Annotated in this window: 25 protein-coding genes; 6 read left to right on the forward strand and 19 right to left on the reverse strand. The window is 43.8% G+C overall.

Annotation, left to right across the window (positions count from 1 at the left end):
• Positions 1 to 62 precede the first annotated feature (62 nt).
• A complete protein-coding gene (locus ACVW0P_RS14130) occupies positions 63 to 362 on the forward strand; it encodes a hypothetical protein (RefSeq protein WP_457132686.1) in 300 nt (99 codons plus the stop codon).
• A gap of 192 nt (positions 363 to 554) precedes the next feature.
• On the forward strand, positions 555 to 770 hold the full coding sequence (locus ACVW0P_RS14135; RefSeq protein ID WP_457132687.1) for a hypothetical protein: 216 nt from the start codon (positions 555 to 557) through the stop codon (positions 768 to 770).
• A 4-nt stretch (positions 771 to 774) separates the two neighbouring features.
• Here ACVW0P_RS14135 and ACVW0P_RS14140 read toward each other — a convergent pair whose 3' ends face one another.
• The 4 genes from ACVW0P_RS14140 to ACVW0P_RS14155 all read right to left on the reverse strand — a co-directional run bounded on the left by ACVW0P_RS14140 (position 775) and on the right by ACVW0P_RS14155 (position 3,904).
• Entirely contained in the window at positions 775 to 1,236 is a 462-nt protein-coding gene (locus ACVW0P_RS14140; protein WP_457132688.1) for a hypothetical protein, read from the reverse strand.
• 154 nt (positions 1,237 to 1,390) lie between these two features.
• Entirely contained in the window at positions 1,391 to 2,380 is a 990-nt protein-coding gene (locus ACVW0P_RS14145) for an MlaD family protein (protein ID WP_457132689.1), read from the reverse strand.
• A gap of 18 nt (positions 2,381 to 2,398) precedes the next feature.
• On the reverse strand, positions 2,399 to 3,172 hold the full coding sequence (locus ACVW0P_RS14150; RefSeq protein WP_457132690.1) for an ABC transporter ATP-binding protein: 774 nt from the start codon (positions 3,170 to 3,172) through the stop codon (positions 2,399 to 2,401).
• A 3-nt stretch (positions 3,173 to 3,175) separates the two neighbouring features.
• Complete coding sequence (locus ACVW0P_RS14155) at positions 3,176 to 3,904, reverse strand: MlaE family ABC transporter permease (protein ID WP_354431882.1); 729 nt, start codon at positions 3,902 to 3,904, stop codon at positions 3,176 to 3,178.
• A 572-nt stretch (positions 3,905 to 4,476) separates the two neighbouring features.
• Here ACVW0P_RS14155 and ACVW0P_RS14160 point away from each other — a divergent pair.
• On the forward strand, positions 4,477 to 4,734 hold the full coding sequence (locus ACVW0P_RS14160; protein WP_457132691.1) for a hypothetical protein: 258 nt from the start codon (positions 4,477 to 4,479) through the stop codon (positions 4,732 to 4,734).
• Between the two features lie 11 nt (positions 4,735 to 4,745).
• Here the strand turns inward: ACVW0P_RS14160 and ACVW0P_RS14165 are convergent, their stop codons facing one another.
• From ACVW0P_RS14165 to ACVW0P_RS14175, 3 genes are all read right to left on the reverse strand, one after another.
• On the reverse strand, positions 4,746 to 5,894 hold the full coding sequence (locus tag ACVW0P_RS14165) for an MFS transporter (RefSeq protein ID WP_457132692.1): 1,149 nt from the start codon (positions 5,892 to 5,894) through the stop codon (positions 4,746 to 4,748).
• Positions 5,895 to 5,999: 105 nt separating this feature from the next.
• Entirely contained in the window at positions 6,000 to 6,608 is a 609-nt protein-coding gene (locus ACVW0P_RS14170; protein ID WP_457132693.1) for a hypothetical protein, read from the reverse strand.
• A 137-nt stretch (positions 6,609 to 6,745) separates the two neighbouring features.
• Entirely contained in the window at positions 6,746 to 7,453 is a 708-nt protein-coding gene (locus tag ACVW0P_RS14175) for a DsbA family oxidoreductase (protein WP_457132694.1), read from the reverse strand.
• A gap of 191 nt (positions 7,454 to 7,644) precedes the next feature.
• On the opposite strand from ACVW0P_RS14175, the gene ACVW0P_RS14180 reads away from it, so the two are divergent.
• Both ACVW0P_RS14180 and ACVW0P_RS14185 read left to right on the forward strand, forming a co-directional pair.
• A complete protein-coding gene (locus ACVW0P_RS14180) occupies positions 7,645 to 7,992 on the forward strand; it encodes a hypothetical protein (RefSeq protein WP_457132695.1) in 348 nt (115 codons plus the stop codon).
• Positions 7,950 to 8,846 (forward strand): DUF3179 domain-containing (seleno)protein, encoded by an 897-nt coding sequence (locus tag ACVW0P_RS14185; RefSeq protein ID WP_457132696.1) that lies wholly within the window; start codon positions 7,950 to 7,952, stop codon positions 8,844 to 8,846. The genes ACVW0P_RS14180 and ACVW0P_RS14185 overlap by 43 nt, the downstream gene beginning before the upstream one ends.
• A 149-nt stretch (positions 8,847 to 8,995) precedes the next feature.
• Here the strand turns inward: ACVW0P_RS14185 and ACVW0P_RS14190 are convergent, their stop codons facing one another.
• The 5 genes from ACVW0P_RS14190 to ACVW0P_RS14210 all read right to left on the reverse strand — a co-directional run bounded on the left by ACVW0P_RS14190 (position 8,996) and on the right by ACVW0P_RS14210 (position 13,952).
• Entirely contained in the window at positions 8,996 to 9,202 is a 207-nt protein-coding gene (locus ACVW0P_RS14190; RefSeq protein WP_457132697.1) for a heavy metal-binding domain-containing protein, read from the reverse strand.
• A gap of 2 nt (positions 9,203 to 9,204) precedes the next feature.
• Positions 9,205 to 10,635 (reverse strand): PepSY domain-containing protein, encoded by a 1,431-nt coding sequence (locus tag ACVW0P_RS14195; protein ID WP_457132698.1) that lies wholly within the window; start codon positions 10,633 to 10,635, stop codon positions 9,205 to 9,207.
• 2 nt (positions 10,636 to 10,637) lie between these two features.
• Complete coding sequence (locus tag ACVW0P_RS14200) at positions 10,638 to 12,992, reverse strand: TonB-dependent receptor (RefSeq protein ID WP_457132699.1); 2,355 nt, start codon at positions 12,990 to 12,992, stop codon at positions 10,638 to 10,640.
• Between the two features lie 120 nt (positions 12,993 to 13,112).
• Positions 13,113 to 13,484, reverse strand: coding sequence for a hypothetical protein (locus ACVW0P_RS14205; RefSeq protein ID WP_457132700.1), 372 nt, complete (start codon positions 13,482 to 13,484; stop codon positions 13,113 to 13,115).
• Positions 13,485 to 13,589: 105 nt separating this feature from the next.
• A complete protein-coding gene (locus ACVW0P_RS14210; RefSeq protein ID WP_457132701.1) occupies positions 13,590 to 13,952 on the reverse strand; it encodes a hypothetical protein in 363 nt (120 codons plus the stop codon).
• 122 nt (positions 13,953 to 14,074) lie between these two features.
• Here ACVW0P_RS14210 and ACVW0P_RS14215 point away from each other — a divergent pair, with 122 nt between their 5' ends.
• Positions 14,075 to 15,646, forward strand: a complete 1,572-nt coding sequence (locus tag ACVW0P_RS14215; protein ID WP_457132702.1) for a glycoside hydrolase family 28 protein — start codon at positions 14,075 to 14,077, stop codon at positions 15,644 to 15,646.
• Positions 15,647 to 15,700: 54 nt separating this feature from the next.
• On the opposite strand, the gene ACVW0P_RS14220 is transcribed toward ACVW0P_RS14215, so the two are convergent.
• From ACVW0P_RS14220 to ACVW0P_RS14250, 7 genes are all read right to left on the reverse strand, one after another.
• Entirely contained in the window at positions 15,701 to 16,126 is a 426-nt protein-coding gene (locus ACVW0P_RS14220) for a hypothetical protein (RefSeq protein ID WP_457132703.1), read from the reverse strand.
• A gap of 22 nt (positions 16,127 to 16,148) precedes the next feature.
• Entirely contained in the window at positions 16,149 to 16,580 is a 432-nt protein-coding gene (locus ACVW0P_RS14225; protein WP_457132704.1) for a hypothetical protein, read from the reverse strand.
• 297 nt (positions 16,581 to 16,877) lie between these two features.
• The gene (locus tag ACVW0P_RS14230; protein ID WP_457132705.1) at positions 16,878 to 17,825 is read right to left on the reverse strand and encodes a DUF5777 family beta-barrel protein; all 948 of its coding nucleotides are present in this window, start codon (positions 17,823 to 17,825) and stop codon (positions 16,878 to 16,880) included.
• 23 nt (positions 17,826 to 17,848) lie between these two features.
• Positions 17,849 to 18,391, reverse strand: coding sequence for a YceI family protein (locus tag ACVW0P_RS14235; RefSeq protein ID WP_457132706.1), 543 nt, complete (start codon positions 18,389 to 18,391; stop codon positions 17,849 to 17,851).
• A gap of 6 nt (positions 18,392 to 18,397) precedes the next feature.
• Positions 18,398 to 19,753, reverse strand: a complete 1,356-nt coding sequence (locus ACVW0P_RS14240; protein ID WP_457132707.1) for an outer membrane beta-barrel protein — start codon at positions 19,751 to 19,753, stop codon at positions 18,398 to 18,400.
• Positions 19,750 to 20,391 (reverse strand): RNA polymerase sigma factor, encoded by a 642-nt coding sequence (locus tag ACVW0P_RS14245; protein ID WP_457132708.1) that lies wholly within the window; start codon positions 20,389 to 20,391, stop codon positions 19,750 to 19,752. Before ACVW0P_RS14245 ends, ACVW0P_RS14240 begins: the two co-directional genes overlap by 4 nt.
• A 223-nt stretch (positions 20,392 to 20,614) precedes the next feature.
• Positions 20,615 to 21,523: a hypothetical protein gene (locus tag ACVW0P_RS14250; RefSeq protein WP_354431805.1), complete on the reverse strand. Its 909-nt coding sequence runs from the start codon at positions 21,521 to 21,523 to the stop codon at positions 20,615 to 20,617.
• Positions 21,524 to 21,540 lie beyond the last annotated feature (17 nt).

The raw sequence follows: 21,540 nt of genomic DNA on the forward strand, positions 1-21,540 counted from the left end.
ATTTAAGTTAAAGATAGCGGTGGGTTAGATTAGTTACCACCAGTATTGTATAGCTTTAAAGTATGCAACGCTACCTTATCATTATCGTGTTTTTAATATCAGCCGCGGCCAATGCCCAAACTGCTGTTAAGGGGCGTGTATTAGAGAACAAAACCCGTATTGGTTTAGCAGGTGTGCGTGTAGATAACCTTAATAACAAGAAGACTACCCTTACAAATAACACGGGAGATTTTAGCATCTCCGCCAAAATGGGCGATCTGCTTGTATTTAAAGCCTTTGCCTACCAGGTTGATAGTTTGATATTGACAAAAGTAAACGACCAGGAGATATTTATGGAGCCTGTTACCAACGCGCTTAACTAGGTAAACATTACTACCACAGTAACCAAAAATCTTAATACCTATTACGATCCGCTTTACCACGGCCAGCCGGTAGTTTACCAACGCGACCGTAAAGGGAGACCCGTAGGAGGCGTTATATGGCGTTTATGGTGGTGGAAAAAGGATGAAAAGAAAAAAGCCAAACTTGCAGCGCTGGAACAAAAATATGTGATAATGGATAAGATACAGTCGGTGTTTCAGCCAAACATAATCGCCCAGTACATTCCTTTAACAGGGGAAGACCTGACCAACTTTATTAACCTGTACACCCCAACCCCCAAAATAGTTGCCGAAAAAGATTTTAACCTGGCCAACTACCTTAATGCTTGCCTAAAAAAATATCAGAAATTACCACCCGATAAGCAGCAACCACCTAAACTTACCGAATAATCAATTACAAAGTAACGCCGCTGCTAAACTCGAATGCATCGCTGAACGCACCTGTAAGTTGTGGGATTACATCGGGGAGTTTATCGGCATGCTTGCGAATGTAATGCCCGGCAATACCCGTTAGCAATGCCGTTGCACCGCCTATTAACATACCCTTTAAAATGCTCTGTTTGTTTTTGCGAAAGATGGCAGCACCTGCAAATGCGCCAGATGCCACATGCAAGCCCAACTGGCGCATATCAATATGATCTGTGGTATTTACTAATCTCTTTCTTTCATTTTCCGCAGCGGATAATAGGGAAGTAGCTATGCTTGTAATTGGGGATTGTACAAACCTAACTATACTCAGCGGACTGGAATAGTACCCGTTGCTGTAATAATTGGCTATCGCCGGTGCCGCGCTTGCCCGCACGCCTGCTACCGCGCCCAATCCTAAAGTTTGCCAAACGGGTTTCCTGCTTTGCATAGTATTTTCTGTTGATGTGTATAGGCAACAGGGGAGAGGTGAGATGGTTTGATTTACAAGTACTATTTGTTCTATAACCAAAACCCGTAACTGCAATGACGTACGGATATATTAGGCATAAAAAAAGCGATGATCAACATCGCTTTTCAAAATCTTACATCGCTTTCTTGATACTATCTTGTTTGGCTTTCTCCTTTTTCTTAAAAAACCCTTTTAACAAAAAGTTATGCTGAACGGCCTCCAGATCATCATTTAATTTGACGGAGCTTTGTTGCAGATAGTTAAGCGTACTTTGTACTTTTACAGCCGCTTTAGGGTCGTTTAAAAGTACTCCAAGGGCGTTATCGGTAGTGTTAAGTTTGTTGCTGGCCTTGTTAAGGTTGTCAGTTAAAAGGCTTGCGTTGTCGGCAGCCTCTTTTAAACGGCTAACCGAGGCGCGGATCCTGTTGAAGGTAACGGTATCGGTAAGCAGGTTATCGGCAAAGCCACCTTTGGTATTCATTTTATTGCTGAAGCTGTTTAATTGCAATGACATTTTAGCTGCGTTTTGCGTAGCAGCCTGTAAGTTGCGCATAGTTTGCTTTAACTGGTTGCCCATAGTGCTATCGGCAAGTAATGTGCCCACGGTACCTTTACCGGCCAGTATTTGTTTACTTAACTGTTTAAAATCGGTGGTTATAGCTAATAAATTCTGATTGTTTTGTTGAAGGGTTTTAAGCACATCATCGGTAGATAACAATTTTTCTGATTGCAATACCGCGCCATCCTGTATTGGCGGCGCCTGCGGCGACCCACCATCTATCACAATGATCTTGTTACCTATCAAACCATCGCTGCTGATGCGTACACCTGCATTGCGGTGAATGTACTGCTGCGTGTTCGATTCAATGCTCATGATCACATCAACCTGCGATGGGCCTGTAAAATGGATATTTTTGATGGTACCCACCTTTACACCCGAGAACCAAACGTTGTTCCCTTTTTTTAAGCCCGCGACATCGCTAAATATCGAGCTGATGGTTATGCTTTTAACAAAACTTTTTTGCTGGCCGCCAAGTGTAAGCACACCTATTACAAACACGGCTACGCCGAGCAGTACAAATATGCCTACTGTTATCGATTTTTTATTATCTGCTGCATCCATTATATAGGGTACTAATATCTATTGTATAAAATTATAATTGTAAAAAGGGGTAACACGCGGGTCGGTAGTTTTAAATACCTCATCAAAAGTACCTACGCGTTGAAACTGTCCGTCAAGCAACATGGCAACACGGTCACCGGTCATTTTGGCGCAGGTAAGATCGTGCGTGATAATGATAGAAGACGTATTGTAGCGCTGCTGAACCTCGTTTATCAAATCGTTTATCTCGATACAGGTGATTGGATCGAGGCCGGCGGTTGGCTCATCGTACATCATTATCTCGGGGTTAAGTATCAAGGTACGGGCAATGCCAATACGTTTACGTTGTCCTCCCGAAAGCTCTGAAGGCATTTGGTTAATAGTTTGCGACAGGCCAACGGCTTCTAATACTTCCGCTACATTCTTATCTATCTCAGCCCGGGAAATGCCTTTGCGGTTACGCACTAAAGGAAATTCCAGGTTCTTACGAACCGTCATACTATCGTACAATGCGCTGTTTTGGAATGAGAAACCAATGCGGATACGGAGATCCTCAAGCGCTTTTTCACTTATAGTAGTTACCTCGTTGCCTAAAACTTCTATCGTGCCGGCATCGGGTGTTAGCAATCCCGAGATCAGTTTAATTAATACCGATTTACCCGTACCTGAACGACCCAAAACTACTAAATTTTCGCCCTGGAAAAGGTCAAGATCAATACCGCGAAGCACATCATAGTCTGCGAAAGATTTTTCAACCCCGCGAAGCTTGATCACCTCGTTGCTCATGTCAATATTTGCCTTTTGCTTTTCCATAATTTAGCGGAACCATCCGGCTATCTGTACAATTAAAACTTCTTCAATAAACACTAAAAACATAGCCGTAACCACCGCGCCGTTTGCCGCTTTACCAACACCCTCGGTGCCTTTAGTAGAGTTATAGCCCTGGTAGCATCCCACAATACCAATGGTAAACCCAAATACGATGGCCTTGCTTAACGATGCCCAAAAATCTACAAAGGTTAAGGGCTCAAAAGCCTGCTCCATAAAGGTAGCATAGCTGGTGCCTTCGTTTTGGCTAACGTTTAAATAACCACCTAAAAGCGCAATAAAAGCTACATAAGTAGCCAGCAATGGTATAGTGATAGTTGTAGCGATAACCCGCGTACAAACCAAAAATTTAAAGGGTTTTGTGCCCGATACTTCCATAGCGTCGATCTGCTCAGTAACGCGCATAGAGCCAAGTTCTGCACCGATGCTCGAGCCAACTTTGCCTGCCGCAATAAGCGCCGTAACCAACGGTGCGAGGGCTTTCATAATGGCGATGGATACCAAGGATGGCAACCAGGATTCTGCACCAAAGTTTGTTAACGATGGGCGGCTTTGCTTGGTAAAGATCACACCTACAATAAATCCTGTTAGTGTAATCAAGGTAAACGATTTAACACCCGTCTCGTAACACTGGCGCACAATTTCCCTGAATTCGTAAGGGGGCAAAAAAACCTCTTTAAAAAAGCGCAGGATAAAGACATATATCCTGTGCAGCATCAAAAAGAATTCTGCCAGTTTATTCTGCGTTTTTTTGAAACGTTTTGGTACCGGTTTTGAAGATGTATCTACGCTATCCATTAATGTGGCAAAGGTATAACTTATGTAAGATATAGATACCCAGATGCCTTAAATTGTTTCAAAAGATATTCAGTGGAATGTAATAATTGCAAATGACAGGCAATAATATTCAGATACAAAACCAGCGGCTATAATTTAGGCGGAGCGAAATGCAAAACGCTACAGGTAAATAATTTGGTAATTTAGCCTGCCTGCCCGAAACAGGCTACAAACAGATCCCGCAGGCGGACTGGTGGACAAAGGTACTATTGCCGACGCTTGTAAAGCACAAAGCATCTTCCGTAATGGCATGGCGAAACGGCCGGCCCGACCATTATTAGGTGCCATACCCGGGCCAGGTAAGTGAGGATGATTTAAGAAATTCTTTAATGATCCACGAATGAAATTTGAAACCAGGTTAGGGGTTTATGGGCGATACATATCTGCGCCATAGTGATCTCTCTGTAAAACTTAATGCTATGCGGTCTGTTCTATAAGCAAATTACAATGGTATGAATACTTATCAGCAAAAATGGTTGGAAGTATTAAATGGCGCCGGCCTTAAAGATTGGAAGATAGAAGCAAAAGGGAACGACATTAGCATAGATATGCCCAACGTTACCGATCTTAAATTGATCCGGGATAATTTGCCCGCCACCCTTGGTGCAATATCACTGGATATAAACTTACCGCACGAGCGCCTGAAATTTATTTTCCATAACGGGTACGAAAACTTTGAATACGTGCTTAACCTACTGAAACGGATTTGACGAAAGAGTAATTAAATTTTGGCCTTGGTAGCAAATATTGTTACGCAGATACCCATTGCAGCTATTAGGGTGAAGGATGCCCTTAAGGTAGCTAAACCGGCAATAAAACCTATAACCGGCGGGCCAACTAAAAAGCCTGCAAAGCCGATGGTAGATACCGCTGCCAGCGCCACACCCGGCGACATGGTTTTTGATTTACCCGCCGCGCTGTAAACCAGGGGCACAACAGATGATACACCGAAACCAACCAGTAAAAAGCCAAATATAGCAGTGTACATATAAGGGAATGCAACGGCGGTAAGTAAGCCTGTTGCGGTAAGCATCCCGCTTATTTGCAGGGTACGTTTAAGCCCGAAGCGGTGCGCGAATTTATCGGCAACGAAACGGCCGGTTGCCATGGTAAACATAAACGCGGTATACCCTGCACCCATTGATGCGTTTTGAGCCAGTACCACTTTTTTAAAGTAAATAACACTCCAGTCAAACATCGCGCCCTCGCATATCATCGAACAAAAAGCGATGATGCCTAATTTAATGAGCGAATTATCGGGCATTACAAACACCGGCCCGGCGCTCGTTGGCTTGTCGTTTTTAAGGTAGCGCGATGTAAATATTACTGCCACCACAACCAACACCATTATCATGCTAAAGTGCTTAAACGGGATAATCTGTTTGCCTATCATGAACGTGCCTATGGCAGCACCGCTAAACCCGGCCAAGCTCCATAAGCCATGGAAGGATGCAAGAATTGGGCGCTGGTATAATTCCTCGGCGGCTACGGCCTGGGTATTTACAGATATGTTTACCGCGTTGCTGGAGAAACCGAATAGTAATAAACAAGCAATAAGCTGAACCGTGTTTTGCGCGATACCTAAAGAAACGAGTGAAAGGCTATAAACAATAAGCGCGCTTATCAATAATTTGCGGCTGCCTATACGGGTAATTACCCAGCCGGAGAATGGGAGCGAACACATTAAACCTACCGGCAGTGCAAACAAAACACCGCCAAGCCCGGCATCGCTTAAATTAAGATCTTGTTGAATGGTAGCTATACGCGATGCCCAACTGGCAAAACAGATGCCCGCCATAAAAAACATGGCACCCACCGCAACACGCAGGGTAGTTCTGGAAAAATTATAAGATGGGGCTACTGCTTCCAAAAGGTAAATATCAAATTGGTGTATTTTCTACACTAAGACGCAAAGTTACTATCTTAATCTCAATAAAAAAACCACCACCCTTTAGCAATTGGCTAAGCCCAAAAGTTAATGGGTAACGTTGAACGAGCCGATAACATGCGGGTATTTCTTGGTCCCATCCGTTAAGTCAAGGCTAAATGTTCCTTGTAAATTGCCTGTGCCGGTAGTCATGTTAAGAGTAGATGCCGTTATTTTGATCTTACCAATAGATAGCGTCTCCATATAAAGCGATTCTGTTTGAAAGGCGAACAGATCGTAAGTGCCCACTTGTGAATCTAAAAGCCCGAACGTTATTAATGATGATTGGCTCTCTATAGCAGCAATACTTATTATACCCTGTATAGCTGTTAAAGCAACATTGGTACTATAGGTTTTAATTGCACCACCCGGTGTAAGCTGAATTTGGATTGTGTTGTTAGCACCAACTGATAGTCCATCACCTGTGTTTTCGGTGCCAGTTCCTGTGCCGGTACCAGTGCCAGTGCCAGTACCAGTGCCTGTTCCTGTTCCTGCCCCGGTATCAGTTCCTGTTCCGGTACCAGTACCCGTTCCTGTGTTGGTTTGCCCAACCGTAGAAACGTATGTGTCCGGATAAATAACCGGATCAACCTTGCAGCCGCCAATTGCAAATGCTGAAAGTATAACTATAGATAGTTTAATGTAAAGTTTATTCATATAGTGTTTATTGAATCAATTAGGGGATAGATATAAAATATATTCGAGCTGATTAATATACTGCTCCAATTAAATTTTATACTTATACGACTGATTAGCACATAGGTTAGCTTTAATATACTTTAACAGCTATTTGCTTAACAATTGCCATCCGGGCCACAGGTTGGGCCTTCAATAACATCAAGTTTTGGTTTGCTCTGCTCATCGTTCCATTCGCCGAAAGCTTTCTCTAATGTCTGGGTAAATACCGGTACAGCCTGCGCGCCGGATACGCCATATTTGCTGTTCATTACAAAAAAGGGCACGCCTTGTATGCCTAAGTATTGTGCTTCGGCGATGTCGTGTTTTACAACGTCGGCATAGGCATCGGTAGCAAGGGTTTGTTTTACGTCGTCGGCAGCAAGGCCAATTGATACACCAAGTTCAGCAAGGGTGTCTACATCGTCCATATTCTTGCCATCGGTAAAATAGGCTTTAAACAGGGCTTCTTCGGCGGCATCGCCAAGGTTATGTTTTTTTGCAAGGTGGGCAAAACGGTGTGCATTAAAGCTATTGGCCACAACGGCGTTGTCCATGTTATAGGTGAGGCCCACTTCGGCAGCCATCTCGGTAACATGGTTATTCATTTGCTGTGCGTACTCCAATGTCCAGCCCTTGGCATCTGCCAGGTATTGGCTAATATTTACCGATGTGTCGGTTACCATATCGGGGTTAAGCTGAAAGCTTTTCCATTCAATTTCCACCTCATCTTTATGCGCAAATTGTTGCAGTGCATCCTCAAACCGGCGTTTGCCAATATAGCAGAACGGGCACATCACATCACTCCAGATCTCGATCTTCATCATTATAAAATTTTCATAAAATTACAGCAATTGATAAATAATCGCGTAAGCATAAAGTCAAAAACAAAAACGCTAATAAAAAGGATAGCGGTTACCCAAATAAAATCGCTTAAAATATCCTGTGGGATATTTAATTATCTTTCATAATTTAGGCTTAATAACCTAAATACTACAACAGGCCTTTATGAATAAGCATGAACAAAACAACTAAACCATCTGTGTTTTGGGCCGGTATCATACTGCTCTTAATTCCGGGGCTGATACATGCATACCTGCTTAAGCCTTTCCCCGGCAGCCAGGATATTAATGCCATTACATTTTGCTATTACCTGGAGAAGATGATACAGCCGCTGCGCATGCTTGGCGCCGTGTTGATACTGGCCTACCTGGGGCTATACCTTATAAAAGATACCACTAAACAAAAAGCTATAAAGTTGGCGTGCTGGCCCTGTGCCTTGTCAGTTTTTACCTTACCGATAACCTGTACAAGGCAGAGATCATGTTTAAGGAAACGCGCAAGGTTGCCTTTGCCAACGCCATAAAAAGCCGCGTGCCTCACAGTTATTTAGTTATTGGCGTGGTATATAAAGGAGTTGCCAAGGCTTATCCTATTATTTATTTAGGCTATCATCATAAAGTACAGGATAATATTGCCGGCAAGCCGATACTGGTTACTTATTGCACCATGTGCCGCACCGGCCGGGTTTACGATCCGGTAATCAACGGAAAACTGCAAACTTTTAGATTGGTGGGGGCCAGGCATTACAATGCTATTATTGAAGACGATGCTACTAAAACATGGTGGTACCGGTCTACCGGGAAGGCCGCTGTTGGCGAGTTAAAGGGCGTGCAATTGGGCGAAGTACCTTATGAGCAACTTACCCTTGGTGCATGGCTTAATAAATATCCGGGCTCGCAGATATTGCAGCCTGACGCCATATACACCAACGACTATGCCGACCTGAAAGATTACGACGTTAAACAGGCCGTTGATAAAGATACCACCCTTAAGAACAAGGACTCGTTGATGCGTAAAAGTTGGATGATTGGCGTGATTGTACAAGGCCAGCCAAAAGCCTACGACTGGCGCGCCATGGTGCGCAAACGCACTTTAAACGATAAAATAAAAAATACCGGCCTGCTGATAGCTATGGAAAAGGACAGTGTGAACTACCATGCCTGGAACAGTACCGTTAACGGCAAACCGCTGCATTTCCAGGTGAATGCTGACGGGCAACTGACCGATGACGAAACGTCATCTATCTGGGATTGGAAAGGCGCTTGTACTTACGGCTCTTACAAAGGCAGTCAATTAGCAGTAATAAAGGCGTACCAGGAGTACTGGCGCTCGTGGAAACAGTTCCATCCCAATACCCTTTTCTGGAAAGAGGAGTGACTGTTTTAGGGTTCTGAACCAGTAACTCTCAGGATTACCAAAAAAACCGTCATTGCGAGGTACGAAGCAATCTCTACATATGCCTATCGGCTATGTATAGCAAAGAGATTGCTTAGTACCTCGCAATGACGTGTATGTATTAAGAATGCTTACTTAGTATCCCGCTCTACCAGGTCCATCCCGCATTTACTGCAGGTGCCGGGCTTATCTGATGTTATCTCAGGGTGCATGGTGCAGTAGTACTTGCCTTTCGATTTGGTAGCCTCGGTTGCTTTAGCATCTTTTTGTACAGATGAATTGCAGGCTGTAAAACCTAATAATGCGGTTACAGCTAATATTATAATGTATTTTCTCATAGTTATTTATTTTTAAGGAAAGCGGCAAAACCAAATGCAGAAACCACAAACACCCCCAGCGCGGCAAGCATACTTACTATATCGCGGATGTTTTTGCCGGCCCAGCTCATGCCGAAATACTTGTGTAAAAATATAAAAGAAAAACCCTCGGCACGGTCAATGTCGGCAACTTTGGTAGCCAATGTAGATGTGGTGGTTTCTATATACCAGTTCTCGCCGTTAGGGTAAGCTATCTTTTGAACAGGGAGGCGTTTGTTAATAAAGCCGTATTCGTTATCAAACTGCCGCACCTGTGTGGTTATGCTTTTTCCTTTAACAGTTACCGGCGGCTCGCCTGCGCGGTAAAAGCTGCTCAGATAGTTGGCATAAATGGCATCCCCATCTCTTAACTGTTTACCACTTGCCGTATTAAAATAGATAACGTTCTTTTTAAGATTGCTTACCTGGTAATAAGTGCTATCCGCATATTTGATAAGCCCTATAGTTTTGATACTATCCACAGGTAACTGCAAATTTTTGTAAGTCAGGTCTTTGGTATCGATCATCTGGGTGTACGTCTTGCCCCGAGCCTTTATGTTATTCAACTTTACGATCAGATGAAATGCCCCGCTGATGATAAACGTAAACAGCACAAAGGAAACAATAAGCCCTAACTGCCTGTGGAAGCGGTGTACAAAACGCGTATCCGGGCGTTTATCTGCCTTGCGGTTTTGCTTGATAGCCTTAAATTTCTTCCAAAAGAAACCGTAAATGGTTAGCCCGGTCAGCAATGATAAAAACATGATGCTAACGATCACCAGTAAGACCACTATTCTGAACTGTTCGCCGCCGATAGCCTTCAGGAATTGCCAGGTGTGCAATTGCTCAAAAACGGCCAGCATCACTTTACGGGTATTGTTATTGAATGTGCCCATTCGGCTTTGGGCAGTCTCCACATAAACATCCATGCCGTCGGGCCTGTCGAAGGCTATTTTCCAAACCGGCAGCAGGTGGTTTATGGGTTGGTAATGCGCGTCGAAAGTTTTTTGCAGGGTGATACTTTTTACTTTTGATGTACTATCCTGCGTAAAGTAGCGGGCCAGGTAAGTCGCGTATTCTTTGTCGCCATCTTTTAAAAGTTCGCCATTGGTGGCTGAATAATAGTTGGTGAGACTATCCTTCCCCAATACCTGATAGTAAGCCTGCTTATTAAAGCTGATCAAACCGAAATTAGTAAATTGGTTTATCGCGTTCTTATCAAGCACCTGCCTGATGGATAGTGTTGGTTTAATAGCCTGCTCTGGTTTATAAACTTCCCTTGCAATGGTAGGCCTAAACCAGTTTGACATAAACGGGTGCGACAAGCCGCTCAGCGTCCACATCATAACAGGGATAAGGGCCATCAAGCCCAGTATCCGATGCCATTTATAAAAGTTTTGTTTTGCTGTTGCCATGTTTAATGTTTTGCAAATGAATAGCTCACGCCCAATGTGTAAACCCTTGGCGGCGCGGCGTTATAAGTATCGCCGTACTGGTTGCTGGTTACTAGGGTGGCGTACAGCTTGTTGGTTAAGTTAAGCACGTTGAACCAGATGCCCGCGCCCTTCAATGGCCCGCTTTTTACATCAAACCCGGTACGCAAGTTTAAAATATCATATCCCGAGTATGTTTTGGTATTTGCAGGGTTTGTAAAGTATGACGCTATATGCTGCCATTCGCCTGCTATCCTGAAACCGTTGATATAGGCAGGTTTGTAGGTAAGCTCAGAGTTTGCTATCCAGTTTGGCGCGTTGCTCATGCGGTTGCCATTGTAAACGGTAACGCTATTTGCCCCGGTGCTAAAATTGGCAGATACCTCGTTATAATCTACATAGGTATGCCTTGCGTTGGTACCACTAAACCTAAAAGCGATCTGGCTAACCGGTGCATAGGCAACCGAATATTCGATGCCGCGATGGCGGGTTGCACCTGCGTTTTGATTTTGGGTAGTATTATCGGGCAGTAGCTGGTTAATGATCTCGTTACGGCCTTCCAAATCGTACAAGGTTACTTCCACATACATTTTCTTGTTCAGGGCTGTGAACCAGCCACCTGCTTCGTAATTATTAAACGTTGCCTGTTTAAGCGGGGTTACCTGGCGGGAGCTGTATAGGTCGCCGGTTTCCGGCGGCTGGAAACCTACACTGTAATTGGCGTACAAACCTTTGTTGTTGCCTAAGTTATAGGTAAGCCCAAGCTTTGGTGCCACGATGTTAAAATCGTTGGTTTCTTGTTGCTTGTATTTGGTGCTGCCTGCGGCGATGCCATTGTTAAAGTTGTAATGGATGCGGTCGTAACGCAAGCCCATCACGATGCGCAGGGGCTCGACAGGTTTTATTTCATATTGGGCATAAGCCGCGGTATTGAACAACTTGATGCGATAGTTATCGATGTAATTGCCGGTAGGAGTGTAGCCGGTGTAGGTGTTATTGGTTACATCTTTCTGCACATATAAAAATTTTGCGTAATAGCTGCTCGGGCTGTTATCGGCATATAAACCTACAATTAGCCTGGAGTGAAGGAAATCGAAATCCTGCCTGTGCTGCGCCAATAAGCCAAGACTGTGAAAACGCTGATCGTTCTCCTGCCCGTTAGAGCTTAGGTAGTTGCCAGCGTTGTCCCTAACATCGGATATGTAATAACTTGGCAATTGCGCTGTAGAGTTTTTGCGGTAAAACAGGGTCAAAAAGCTGCTGCTCCGGTTGTTCCAGGTATGTTCTAATTTGGTGTTCGCCCTAAAGGCTTTTACCTTGCGATAGGTGAAACGCTGGTTGGCACCATACGTGCGACTGTAAAATTTAGCGCTATCTAAACTGCCGGGTGTTTGGGTGTTCAGGTAATTGTAGGCTACAGATGTTGTCAATTGTGTAGCGGCATCAAAATCATAAGTGGTTTTAAAATTTCCCGAGTATTTGTCAAAATCGCTGTAATCCTGCCAGCCGTCGCGCAGTTTGGCAACGTAACCGCCAACATAAAGGCCAAACTTGCCTGCGGTAAATCCACCGTCGGCATCAACACGGCGGTAATGGTAATTATCGCCCTGGAAAGAAACATTGCCAGCGTAACCAGCGGGCGGCCCCTGCGAAATAAAGTTGATGGCGCCGCCAATTGCATTACTGCCGTAAAGTGACGATGCCGGGCCTTTGATCACCTCAATATCGCGCACGCCGCTCATATTGATCTCGTAAAGCGAGTTATGGTTAAAGATCCCCGTAGGGCGAATAGGCAACCCATCTTCCATGTACAAATACAAAGCATTGTAAGTTATAGGCTGGCGAATGGCCATGGTATGCTGCTCGTTTCCCAGATCTACCATGTAAACGCCGGTTACCTTGTTAAGCAACTGGTAAAGCGCGGTAGCCTTGGTATCATGGATCTGAGTAGCGTTTATTTTGCTGATGGCAATGGGCGCATCCTGCCTGGCCTGGCGTTCCCGGCTGGCAGAAACAACCACCTGTTGCAGATCGATGGTTGATGGTTCAAGTGAGATCTCAATAGTGGCAGCACCTATTAACGTGTAAACTTTATCATTAAAGCCTACCATTTTAAAACGCAGGTTTTTCATGTTGTCGTTAGCAATGGTAAAGTTGCCTTTCGCATTAGTGGTGGTAAGCAGTTTACCGTTATCGGCATTGCTTACCATTACACCCTGCACGGCCTCGTGGGTGCGGGCATCGGTAACGGTGCCTGTTAGGTTTTGGCCAAAGCACAAGGCAGGCGCAAAACACAACAGTATATACAACAGTATATATAGTAGTGTAGATAATTTCATAAAAACGTATGTAGCACTCCGGAATGCACCGGGGTATAAATAAATTACAGCGCATGCAAAAGCATAGAGATAACGGCCGCGAAGCTGGTATCAAAACTGTATGAATAAAATGGAGTGTTTTTACGCGAGCCGTGGAGGCTGGAAGATGCTTGCCACTTGTTGCGGCAATTTAATACGGTAGTTGGGAACTTTGGTTACCGATAATAAAACCGAGTAAAACTTAACCTGAGCAGGTTGATTATAACTGGCCTCCTGGAACAGGTTTTTTTGTGCCTGCCTGTCTTCGGTGTTCTGCTTTTCTTCGGCTTGTTTTACTTTTTTCATGAAGTAACACTTGCCGTTGCAATGCAGCTGGGGTTTATTACGGTTCTCACAAAGTTTCGTCGCGATGTAGTTCCTGTTCAGCTCAAAACCCGCGTAGATAAAAAAACGCGAGAAATTGGCCGATACCATAGAAACAATCAAAAGATATGCGGTTAAACGATGTAACATGCGGCGCAAAGGTAAGCGTTGTTACTTATTTAACAAGCTTGTTATTACATTACGCTAAAAAGCCCCGCCGGGTTGGGCGGGGCGTAAAATATTAATAAATGAAACTTATTTAACGCGTTTTAGAACAAAATGCAACTGATCTGCACTGATAGTAAGATTCATAGCAACCGAATCTGCATATACTTTACCCTTGTGCGGTACATCCATCCCATTAACATTAACGCTGAAGCTAAATTCGTCGCCTTTAATTTTACCGTCTTCAATATTTACATCGCCTTGTGGTGATTGCGCGGTACCGGTTAATTTTTCGCCTGCAACTTTAAAATCATACGTAACCGGGAAGGTGTTACCATCGCTCATGGTTAAATTTCCTGTCCATTTGCCGTTAAGGTCGGCAAAAACTGCTGCTGCCATGCATATCATAAAGCAGCATGATAATAGGGCTGTAGTAAAGATCTTTCTTTTCATATGGGTTAATTTGTAATTACTAAATGTAGGATTATTATTAAAATAAATGATAATCATTATATTAAATTTATGGACTTAATACAAGCCCGTAAACAAGTACCCTTTCCCAATAAAAATTAAATATGAAATATATTCACAGCTGCCTGTTTTTAATGCTTTCCCTTTTTTTGCGCCCTGCCGATGTTTTGAGCCAAGCGTATAATATAAAAGATTATGGAGCTGTGGCCGATGGCAAAACCATTAATAGCGCAGCCCTGCAAAAGGCCGTTGATGCATGTAGCAAAAATGGTGGCGGTATAGTATATGTGCCGCCCGGTACTTTTATCACTGGTACCTTTCATTTAAAAAGTAATGTAGACCTGCACCTGGAAACTGGCGCTGTATTGTTAGGGAGTGCAAATCTTAACGACTACGATAGCTACACCATGCCCCAATATGGCCTTAATTACTATGGGATATTATATACAAACGGTGCCGAAAATGTTTCGGTAACAGGGCAGGGTATAATAGACGGTAACAACAAAGTGTTTTATGATTTTGACCATGCTAAAAAAATAGACGAGAAAAGCGCAAGCCTAACTCGCCAACAAAGCAACTATCGCAAAGTAGAAAGTGGTATAGGCGATGGCCCGGTAACACCTAAAGATAGGCCGAGGCAAATGGTGATCTTCAGCAATTGTAAAAACATAAAGTTTAGAGATGTATCATTACTAAATTCGCCCTTTTGGACGTTACACTTCGCCGATTGCGATAATGTAGAAATAACCGGCATCCGCTTATGGAGCGGCCTTTTGGTGCCAAATGCTGATGGCATAGATATTACCAGCAGCAGTAACGTTATCATTAGCAATTGTGATATTCGCACGGGCGACGACGCCATTGCCATTACCGGCTATAACCACCATTTTGAGATACCTGGATTTAGTGGTACCAGGCATGTATCAGAAAATATAATAGTTACCAACTGTAATTTGCAATCGTACTCCAGCGGCATCCGGATCGGTTTCCTAGATCAAAACACGGTGCGTAATGTGCATGTAAGCCATGTAAACATCACCAATTCTACTCGGGGTATCGGTATCTTTTTGCGGGACGAAGGGTCGTTAGAAAATATCAGCTTTAGTGATATGACGATTGAAACATATCTGCGTACCGGCGATTGGTGGGGCAACGGCGAACCGATCCATATTTCGGCCGTAAGGGGAAAAGAAGATGTAAAAATGGGCGCCATTAAAAATGTAACTTTTGATAATATTGTTTGTAAAGGTGAAAATGGATTGTTGATATATGGCAGCCAGCAAAGCATCATTAAAAATGTAAAGTTGAATAACGTAAGCTTCGAATTTAGGAACAGCAAGCTTAATAAATATGCAGGTGGTAACATTGATCTGCGTGGCGCGCTATACGAGAAGGAGCAGCTCTTTCAAAGTGATATACCGGGCCTTTTGGCTCATTACGTCGATGGCTTATCCATCAGCAATTTTAAATTGAGCTGGGATAATACAATAACAGAGCCTTATTTTACCCAGGGCGTCCAGGTTGATCATTTTAAGAGCATCGATATCAGAAACTTTTCTGGTGCCGCTGCGCCTAATAACAAAAGGGCATTTCGCATATTGCTAAGCAACGGCAGTGGGGCACAAGTGGATGACAAAACAGGCCTGCGGTTACAAGCCGTTGCCGCGCTAAAATAAAAATAGCGGGAGATGCACCACATCGTCCCGCCATCCAAAAAGCAATACCAATAATTATTCAAACTTATCGGCCACTACTTGTATCTTTTTGCCGGGCATCTCTTCGGCTTCAAATGTCAGGGTTACTTTACCTGCTTTGCCCTCAATGGTTATGGTGACGTGTTTATCCTCCCCGTCGCCGGTCATCAAAGACTTCACTACAGTTTTGCCTTCTTTAAAAGGGACTTTCCAATCGCAGGTGCTGGAAGTGATCTTACCCGTCATCTGGTGGTCGCCTGGTGCAATGGTCAAATCAGTTTTTGTGATGGTGATAACGGTTTCTTCATTGTTGCTTTTTAACACAGTGCCTTTATCATCCAAATAATTTGTGTTTGATGAGGTAAGGGTTGCTGTTTTGTCGCATTGCGCAAAGGTTGTGGTACTGCCTGCTATTACAAGGAACAAAGCAAACACAGCGGAGCTTAGGGTTTTCGTTTTCATATTATGTGATATTTATAGTTTATTATTCGAATTTGTCTGCAATCAGCACGATCTTTTTGCCGGGCATTTCTGCCGCCTCAAAGGTTAGCGTGACTTTGCCATCTTTACCTTCGATAGTGATGATAGCATGCAACTCACTGCCGCCATCAACCATAACGGTACTGATTACGGATTTGCCGGTTTTAAAGGAGTTGACCCAATTGCATGTATAGGTTTTAACAACGCCTGCCAATTCAGGCCTACCACCGGTGGTGATGTTAACCTCTTTGTTGTCAAGTGTTACTATTGTTTCCTCATTCTTTGTTTTTTCCACCGCACCTTTGTCATTAAGGTAAGTCGAGGTTGATGCCGTGAAGGTTACTTTTTTGTCGCACTGTGCAAAGGTTGTGGCACTACCTGCTATTACCATTAGCGAGGCCAGTATAGTTGTTTTTAGGTTAAAGATCTTTTTCATTCACGATATGGATTAAATTTCCATAAAGATATATGTTTTATATAGTATTATGCAATACATAGTACTGTAATAATTGTATTATATTGATAATGAGCTACATAATTTTATACTGATTGGAAATTGGAGCGTTATAAGATCAGCTACGGTTGAGTGTAAACTGCCGGGCGGTAGGGGCCATGGGATCAATCCCTTAATATTTCCCGGATGGCGCCCGCTTGCCACGCCAATAAGGTTAGCAATGTAAAGGGCCATGCAGCACCCCCCGGTGCAGCACAGCCATAAATTTTGTAAAGGAGCTTAGTAAGCCGATTTGTGTTTCTTGTTAAAATCGAAGATCCTGGAGATGGTAAACCCAAGGCGAAACTGCCCTTTGCTCCATTTGGATTGAGTATTGTTGAGATAGTTAAATTCGGAGATTGCTTCTGAGTTAGTAAAATTAATGGTGAATACGTGGCCGCCGGTCTCTATCTCGATCCCTACACCCAGGCCGTCATAAAACTTGGGATCAACGCTGTTATCCCTGAAGTTGGAGAACGGGTGCACATAATCTAACACCAGGCCCATCCGCTTGCTGAATTTTAAACGGCCCGCTGCAGATATTGCGAGAAACTTTTTCTCGTTACCGATTGTAAACGGGTACGGTACATTGTTCATGATGTACATGGGTGATACTTGCAGCGATAAAGCTGAAGAGAATTTGCGCGCGATAACTGCCTGCGCCAGGTATGAGAAACGGTTTACATAATCATCAAAAACAGGTGTGTTTGAATGGTATGGCTTAAAACCTGTTTTCCCAATTAAAGTAACTGCAACGGGTACGCTGTTGTCCGTTTTTTGATGCAGGATATTATATTTTAAACCCAGCTCTATCAGTTGCTCAAATTTGCTGCGACCAAAATCAATGTTCAGGTTATCGGTAAGGCCATATTCAAAACCAATGTAAATATCTGATGAATTATCTAAGCCCCAAAAGGTTTTGCCGCCGCCTGCTGCGCCGCCAATATCGCCAAAGCGGTGGATCACCAAAAAGTTAAGCTCTTTCTTTTTAACAGTCTCGGTGGTTTGCGATAGGATGAGCCGCGTAGCTTTAAAAGTAGCTATAACGGGTTCGCCTTGCACGGGCGCGCTAAGGGTTTTCATCAGCGCATCCGTATTGGTGGCTGCCGTATCTTTTGGTGTTGTGATTTGTGCTCTTGATAAGCCGGCAGCAAATATCAGTGCGATAAATAAGAGGGATCTTTTCATAATTTTATTGTATTAAGGATATTTTATTTGTAGGGTGTGTAAGCCGCGGTTACTTTTATTTTGATGGTTTCCGCAATGTTTTGGAAAACGAGGGTAGGGATATCTATCTTATGATCTTTACAGGCCACCATAAACTCCGAACTAAGGCTGATGGCACCGCCTGCCACGGTAACTTTGCCTGTGATGGTGCGGGTTTGTTTTACGCCATGTACATCAAAAACGCCGCTTGCGGTTACCGGGTAAGTTCCGTCTTTGGTCAGGTCGGGCTTGTCGGTAAGTTTGCCTTTAAAGGTTGCCTGCGGATACTTATCGCTCTCCATATAATTTTCGTTGAAGTGCTCCTGCATCAGCGACTTATCAAACTTAAACGAGCGGATGGGCACGCTAAAGGCAAGGTCGCCGGTAGTGGTGTTAAACACCGATGTACCCTTGTCGCTCCTCGCGTCGATATCTTCGATAGGTGCCTTTGAATAAAGGGTTACCACCGCGGTTTTACAGACATAGATGTCCTGCCCCGCCCGGTTTGTTGCAAACCAGGCGAGTAATATTACTCCGATATATTTCATGTTTTTTTAAGGTTTTTGTCCCGTATTAATGTTCCACGTTACCCCTACAGCAACCCCTGCCGATTTTAGATTCACCTGCCCATAGCCGATACGGGTGAGCGGTATTTTAAAGTATGGCTGCACGCCCACCCCAAATTTCGAACTTATCTCGCGCTGATAAGTTGCATTTAGGTTTAGGATGCCCATAATATGTTTATTCTTATTACGTATGTTGTAGCTGGTTGGCCCGGTAGGGGTGCCCCCTGCATAGTTATAGGTGTAATTTTCGCGCAGCATAAAGTATGATGATAGCCCTGTACCCAAGCTAAACTTATTGCGCCCGTTGCTAAATAATTGGTAGCCCAGGTTTATTGGGATATCCAGCACCATACAGCTTGCGGTAACGCTAATTGGGTTGGCGTTAAATTGGTAGGCTGTAGCGTAATTTGCAAAATCGGTCATGTATGGTTTATCGGAATATATTGCCCCGGTGGTGATGCTCCACTTGCGAGATACACCCATAGTTAACAGCAAGCCCGCGTTTGAACCCACCCTGGTATTGGAAAGGCCTTTGGCGCTGTTTACATCCGGCGAGGCCACCAAGCTTAACGAGAAGGTTGGCCTGAATGCATATGCCGCCGGGCCTGAGGCACCTCCAGATTTCGACGATTTTTTACTTGGTTTAATGTCATCCACTACTGAGATCAACGGAGGGCGTTTTTCGGTGATTATGGTATCTTTTTTGTTGCTATTTGCAGCAAGTACAGCGCTTTTATCGGCGGCGACGGTATCGATATATGCTTTATTATTTGCCATTACAGGCGCGTTTTTATCGGTGATAATTGTATCAATTTTGGCTATGGCGAGTTGGGTTACATTGGTAATAATGGTATTGTGTGTAGCCGCCATTGTTACTTTCGGTGCCCTATAGTTAAAACCATTACCGGTATTATTACGGCCGCCCTGTACAGCAGATAAGGTGAAGAACGACTTACTTTTACGGCTCAATTTATTTGCACTCATCGCACTACTATCATTTGCCGAAAGCGTATTACTTTTGAGATCTGCCAGTTGCTGCACGGGCGGGCCGTATTTACCGGAATCCTTTTTTAAGGCAGGTTGTGCTTTTTTCACAGCCTGCTGTGTGTCTTTATCAGGTTTTGATGTAGGGTTTAAGTATAACCAGCCAAGTATAAGTACAAGCATGGCCGCGATAGTACCGGCCAGCACCAATAAATTAAATACAAGTCCCCTTGGCTTTTTGCCATCAAGCAAGGCCTCCATAGTGTCCCAATCTTCCTCCCGGTATTGCGCATTGTCGCCGGGCTCGCTTAGGCCGCGGCTAAACAATTTATCAATACTATCTTCTTTTTCCTCTTTCATCGCTTGGTTATGTTGTTTATAAACGATATGGACAGGTTGGGTGTGTTTTGCTGGTTAATAGGTATTATATTATCGTTTGCTTGTTTACTTACTGTGCCCGGCATTTTATTGCTGTTGGCTATCATTATTTTTAATTTCTCTCGTGCCTTATGTAGGTTTGATTTTGAGGTGCCTGTGCTGATGTTCAGCATGTCGCCTATCTCTTCGTGCGTGTAACCTTCAATGGCAAATAAGTTAAATATGGTGCGGTAGGCACGTGGTAACTGACTTACCATATTCAATAACTCGTTATAATTTAAATTCCTGTCGGCGAATTCGGTATCGTTAATATGCTCGGCTTTGTCAAGTTCCTCGGTGTATGCCACCTTCAGGTTCGAACGGTAATAATCAATGGAAGTGTTGACCATAATACGGCCAAGCCATGCCTTAAAAGGCTTGGTTATATCGTACTTCGCTAAATTTTTGAATACTTTATAAAACCCCTGGTTCATGATCTCCGAAGCCTCGTACCGGTTGTTGGCGTACCGTAAACAGATGCCTATCGCAAAGCCATAAAAAGCCTTGTACAAGAGCTTTTGACACAGCCTGTCATCTTTTAAACAGCCTTTTACCAGTTGTTGTAATTCTTCTTCGCCCATGCTTTGGGTTTCTGTTTGCCTTAAATTATTACCTTATCTGCATACATCACGAGGGATGTTGCTCAAAGGTTGCCACGGCTTTGAAAAAAATATTGATTGAAGAAAAATAGTGATAATTATCCGTTATAAAATATAGCGATTGCACATTTCAGCGTGGACGCTGAAAACTAAAAAAGCCAGGCGTGGGCGCTCGACTGCTAATTTGAAAAAGGTAATAAAAATTTTAATTCTCTGGTGTTTGATAATAATAAATGGGCGCGTAAACCCCCTCGCTGGTGGTGTAGTAGCCTTTGGCATCGCGCGTAAAAGCAACGGCCTCGCCTTGTTTTTCTTGTTTGTAAACCAATTCTTTGGGCGCGGTTTTAAGAACCCGCCAAATAGGTTCGGCGGCTTGGCGCTGCCAGTAGTACACCTTCTCGTAACTTTTCACCAATATCTGTGTACCATCGGCAGATACATCGGCCGCGGTTATCCATTTAAAGGGTTTTATTCCGCTAAAGAACAACCTTCCCCTAAAGGTTAAGGTAAGTGTATCGTTAGCTTTATATTTTAATGGCGACGTATAAATACCTACGCTGTCGCCACGCTTGGTAATGATATACAGTAGTTTCTCAATCGGGTCTATCGCCATAGCTTCTGCATCTTTGGCTCCATCCGGGTATTTTAGGTTTACTGATACAGGTACAGTGTGCGCAAGGCTATCGGTGCCCCATGCTTTGCGTTCTTCGGTTCGGTACACGGTTATGAATTTACGGTGTGAGGCATTATCGCCTATATCGCCAATGTAAACATAGCTTTTGCCTTTAACAGGGCCGGGGCCTACGGCTATATCCTCACAATCGCGCACGCCGAGGCGTTCTTTTTTATCGCCGGTAAAATAAATGGTTGTTTTGAGTTTGCCATCGGCAGTAATGGCGAAGAAACGGCTGGTGTCGCCGCTATCGTTATGTGCGTAATAAATATTGGGGTTAACGGCTGATGCTACAAGCCCCGATGTTTCGTCCATTTCTTTTGAGTACAAATGGCTTTCGGGCAGGTGCTTATTATCTACCAAACGGTGCTTAGCAAATGCCGCGATAAATAGCAGGCACAATACAGGTATAAATATTTTTAGAGCTTTACTTTTAAACATAACTAAGCTTATAAAAC

Source organism: Mucilaginibacter sp. UYNi724, from assembly GCF_054057495.1.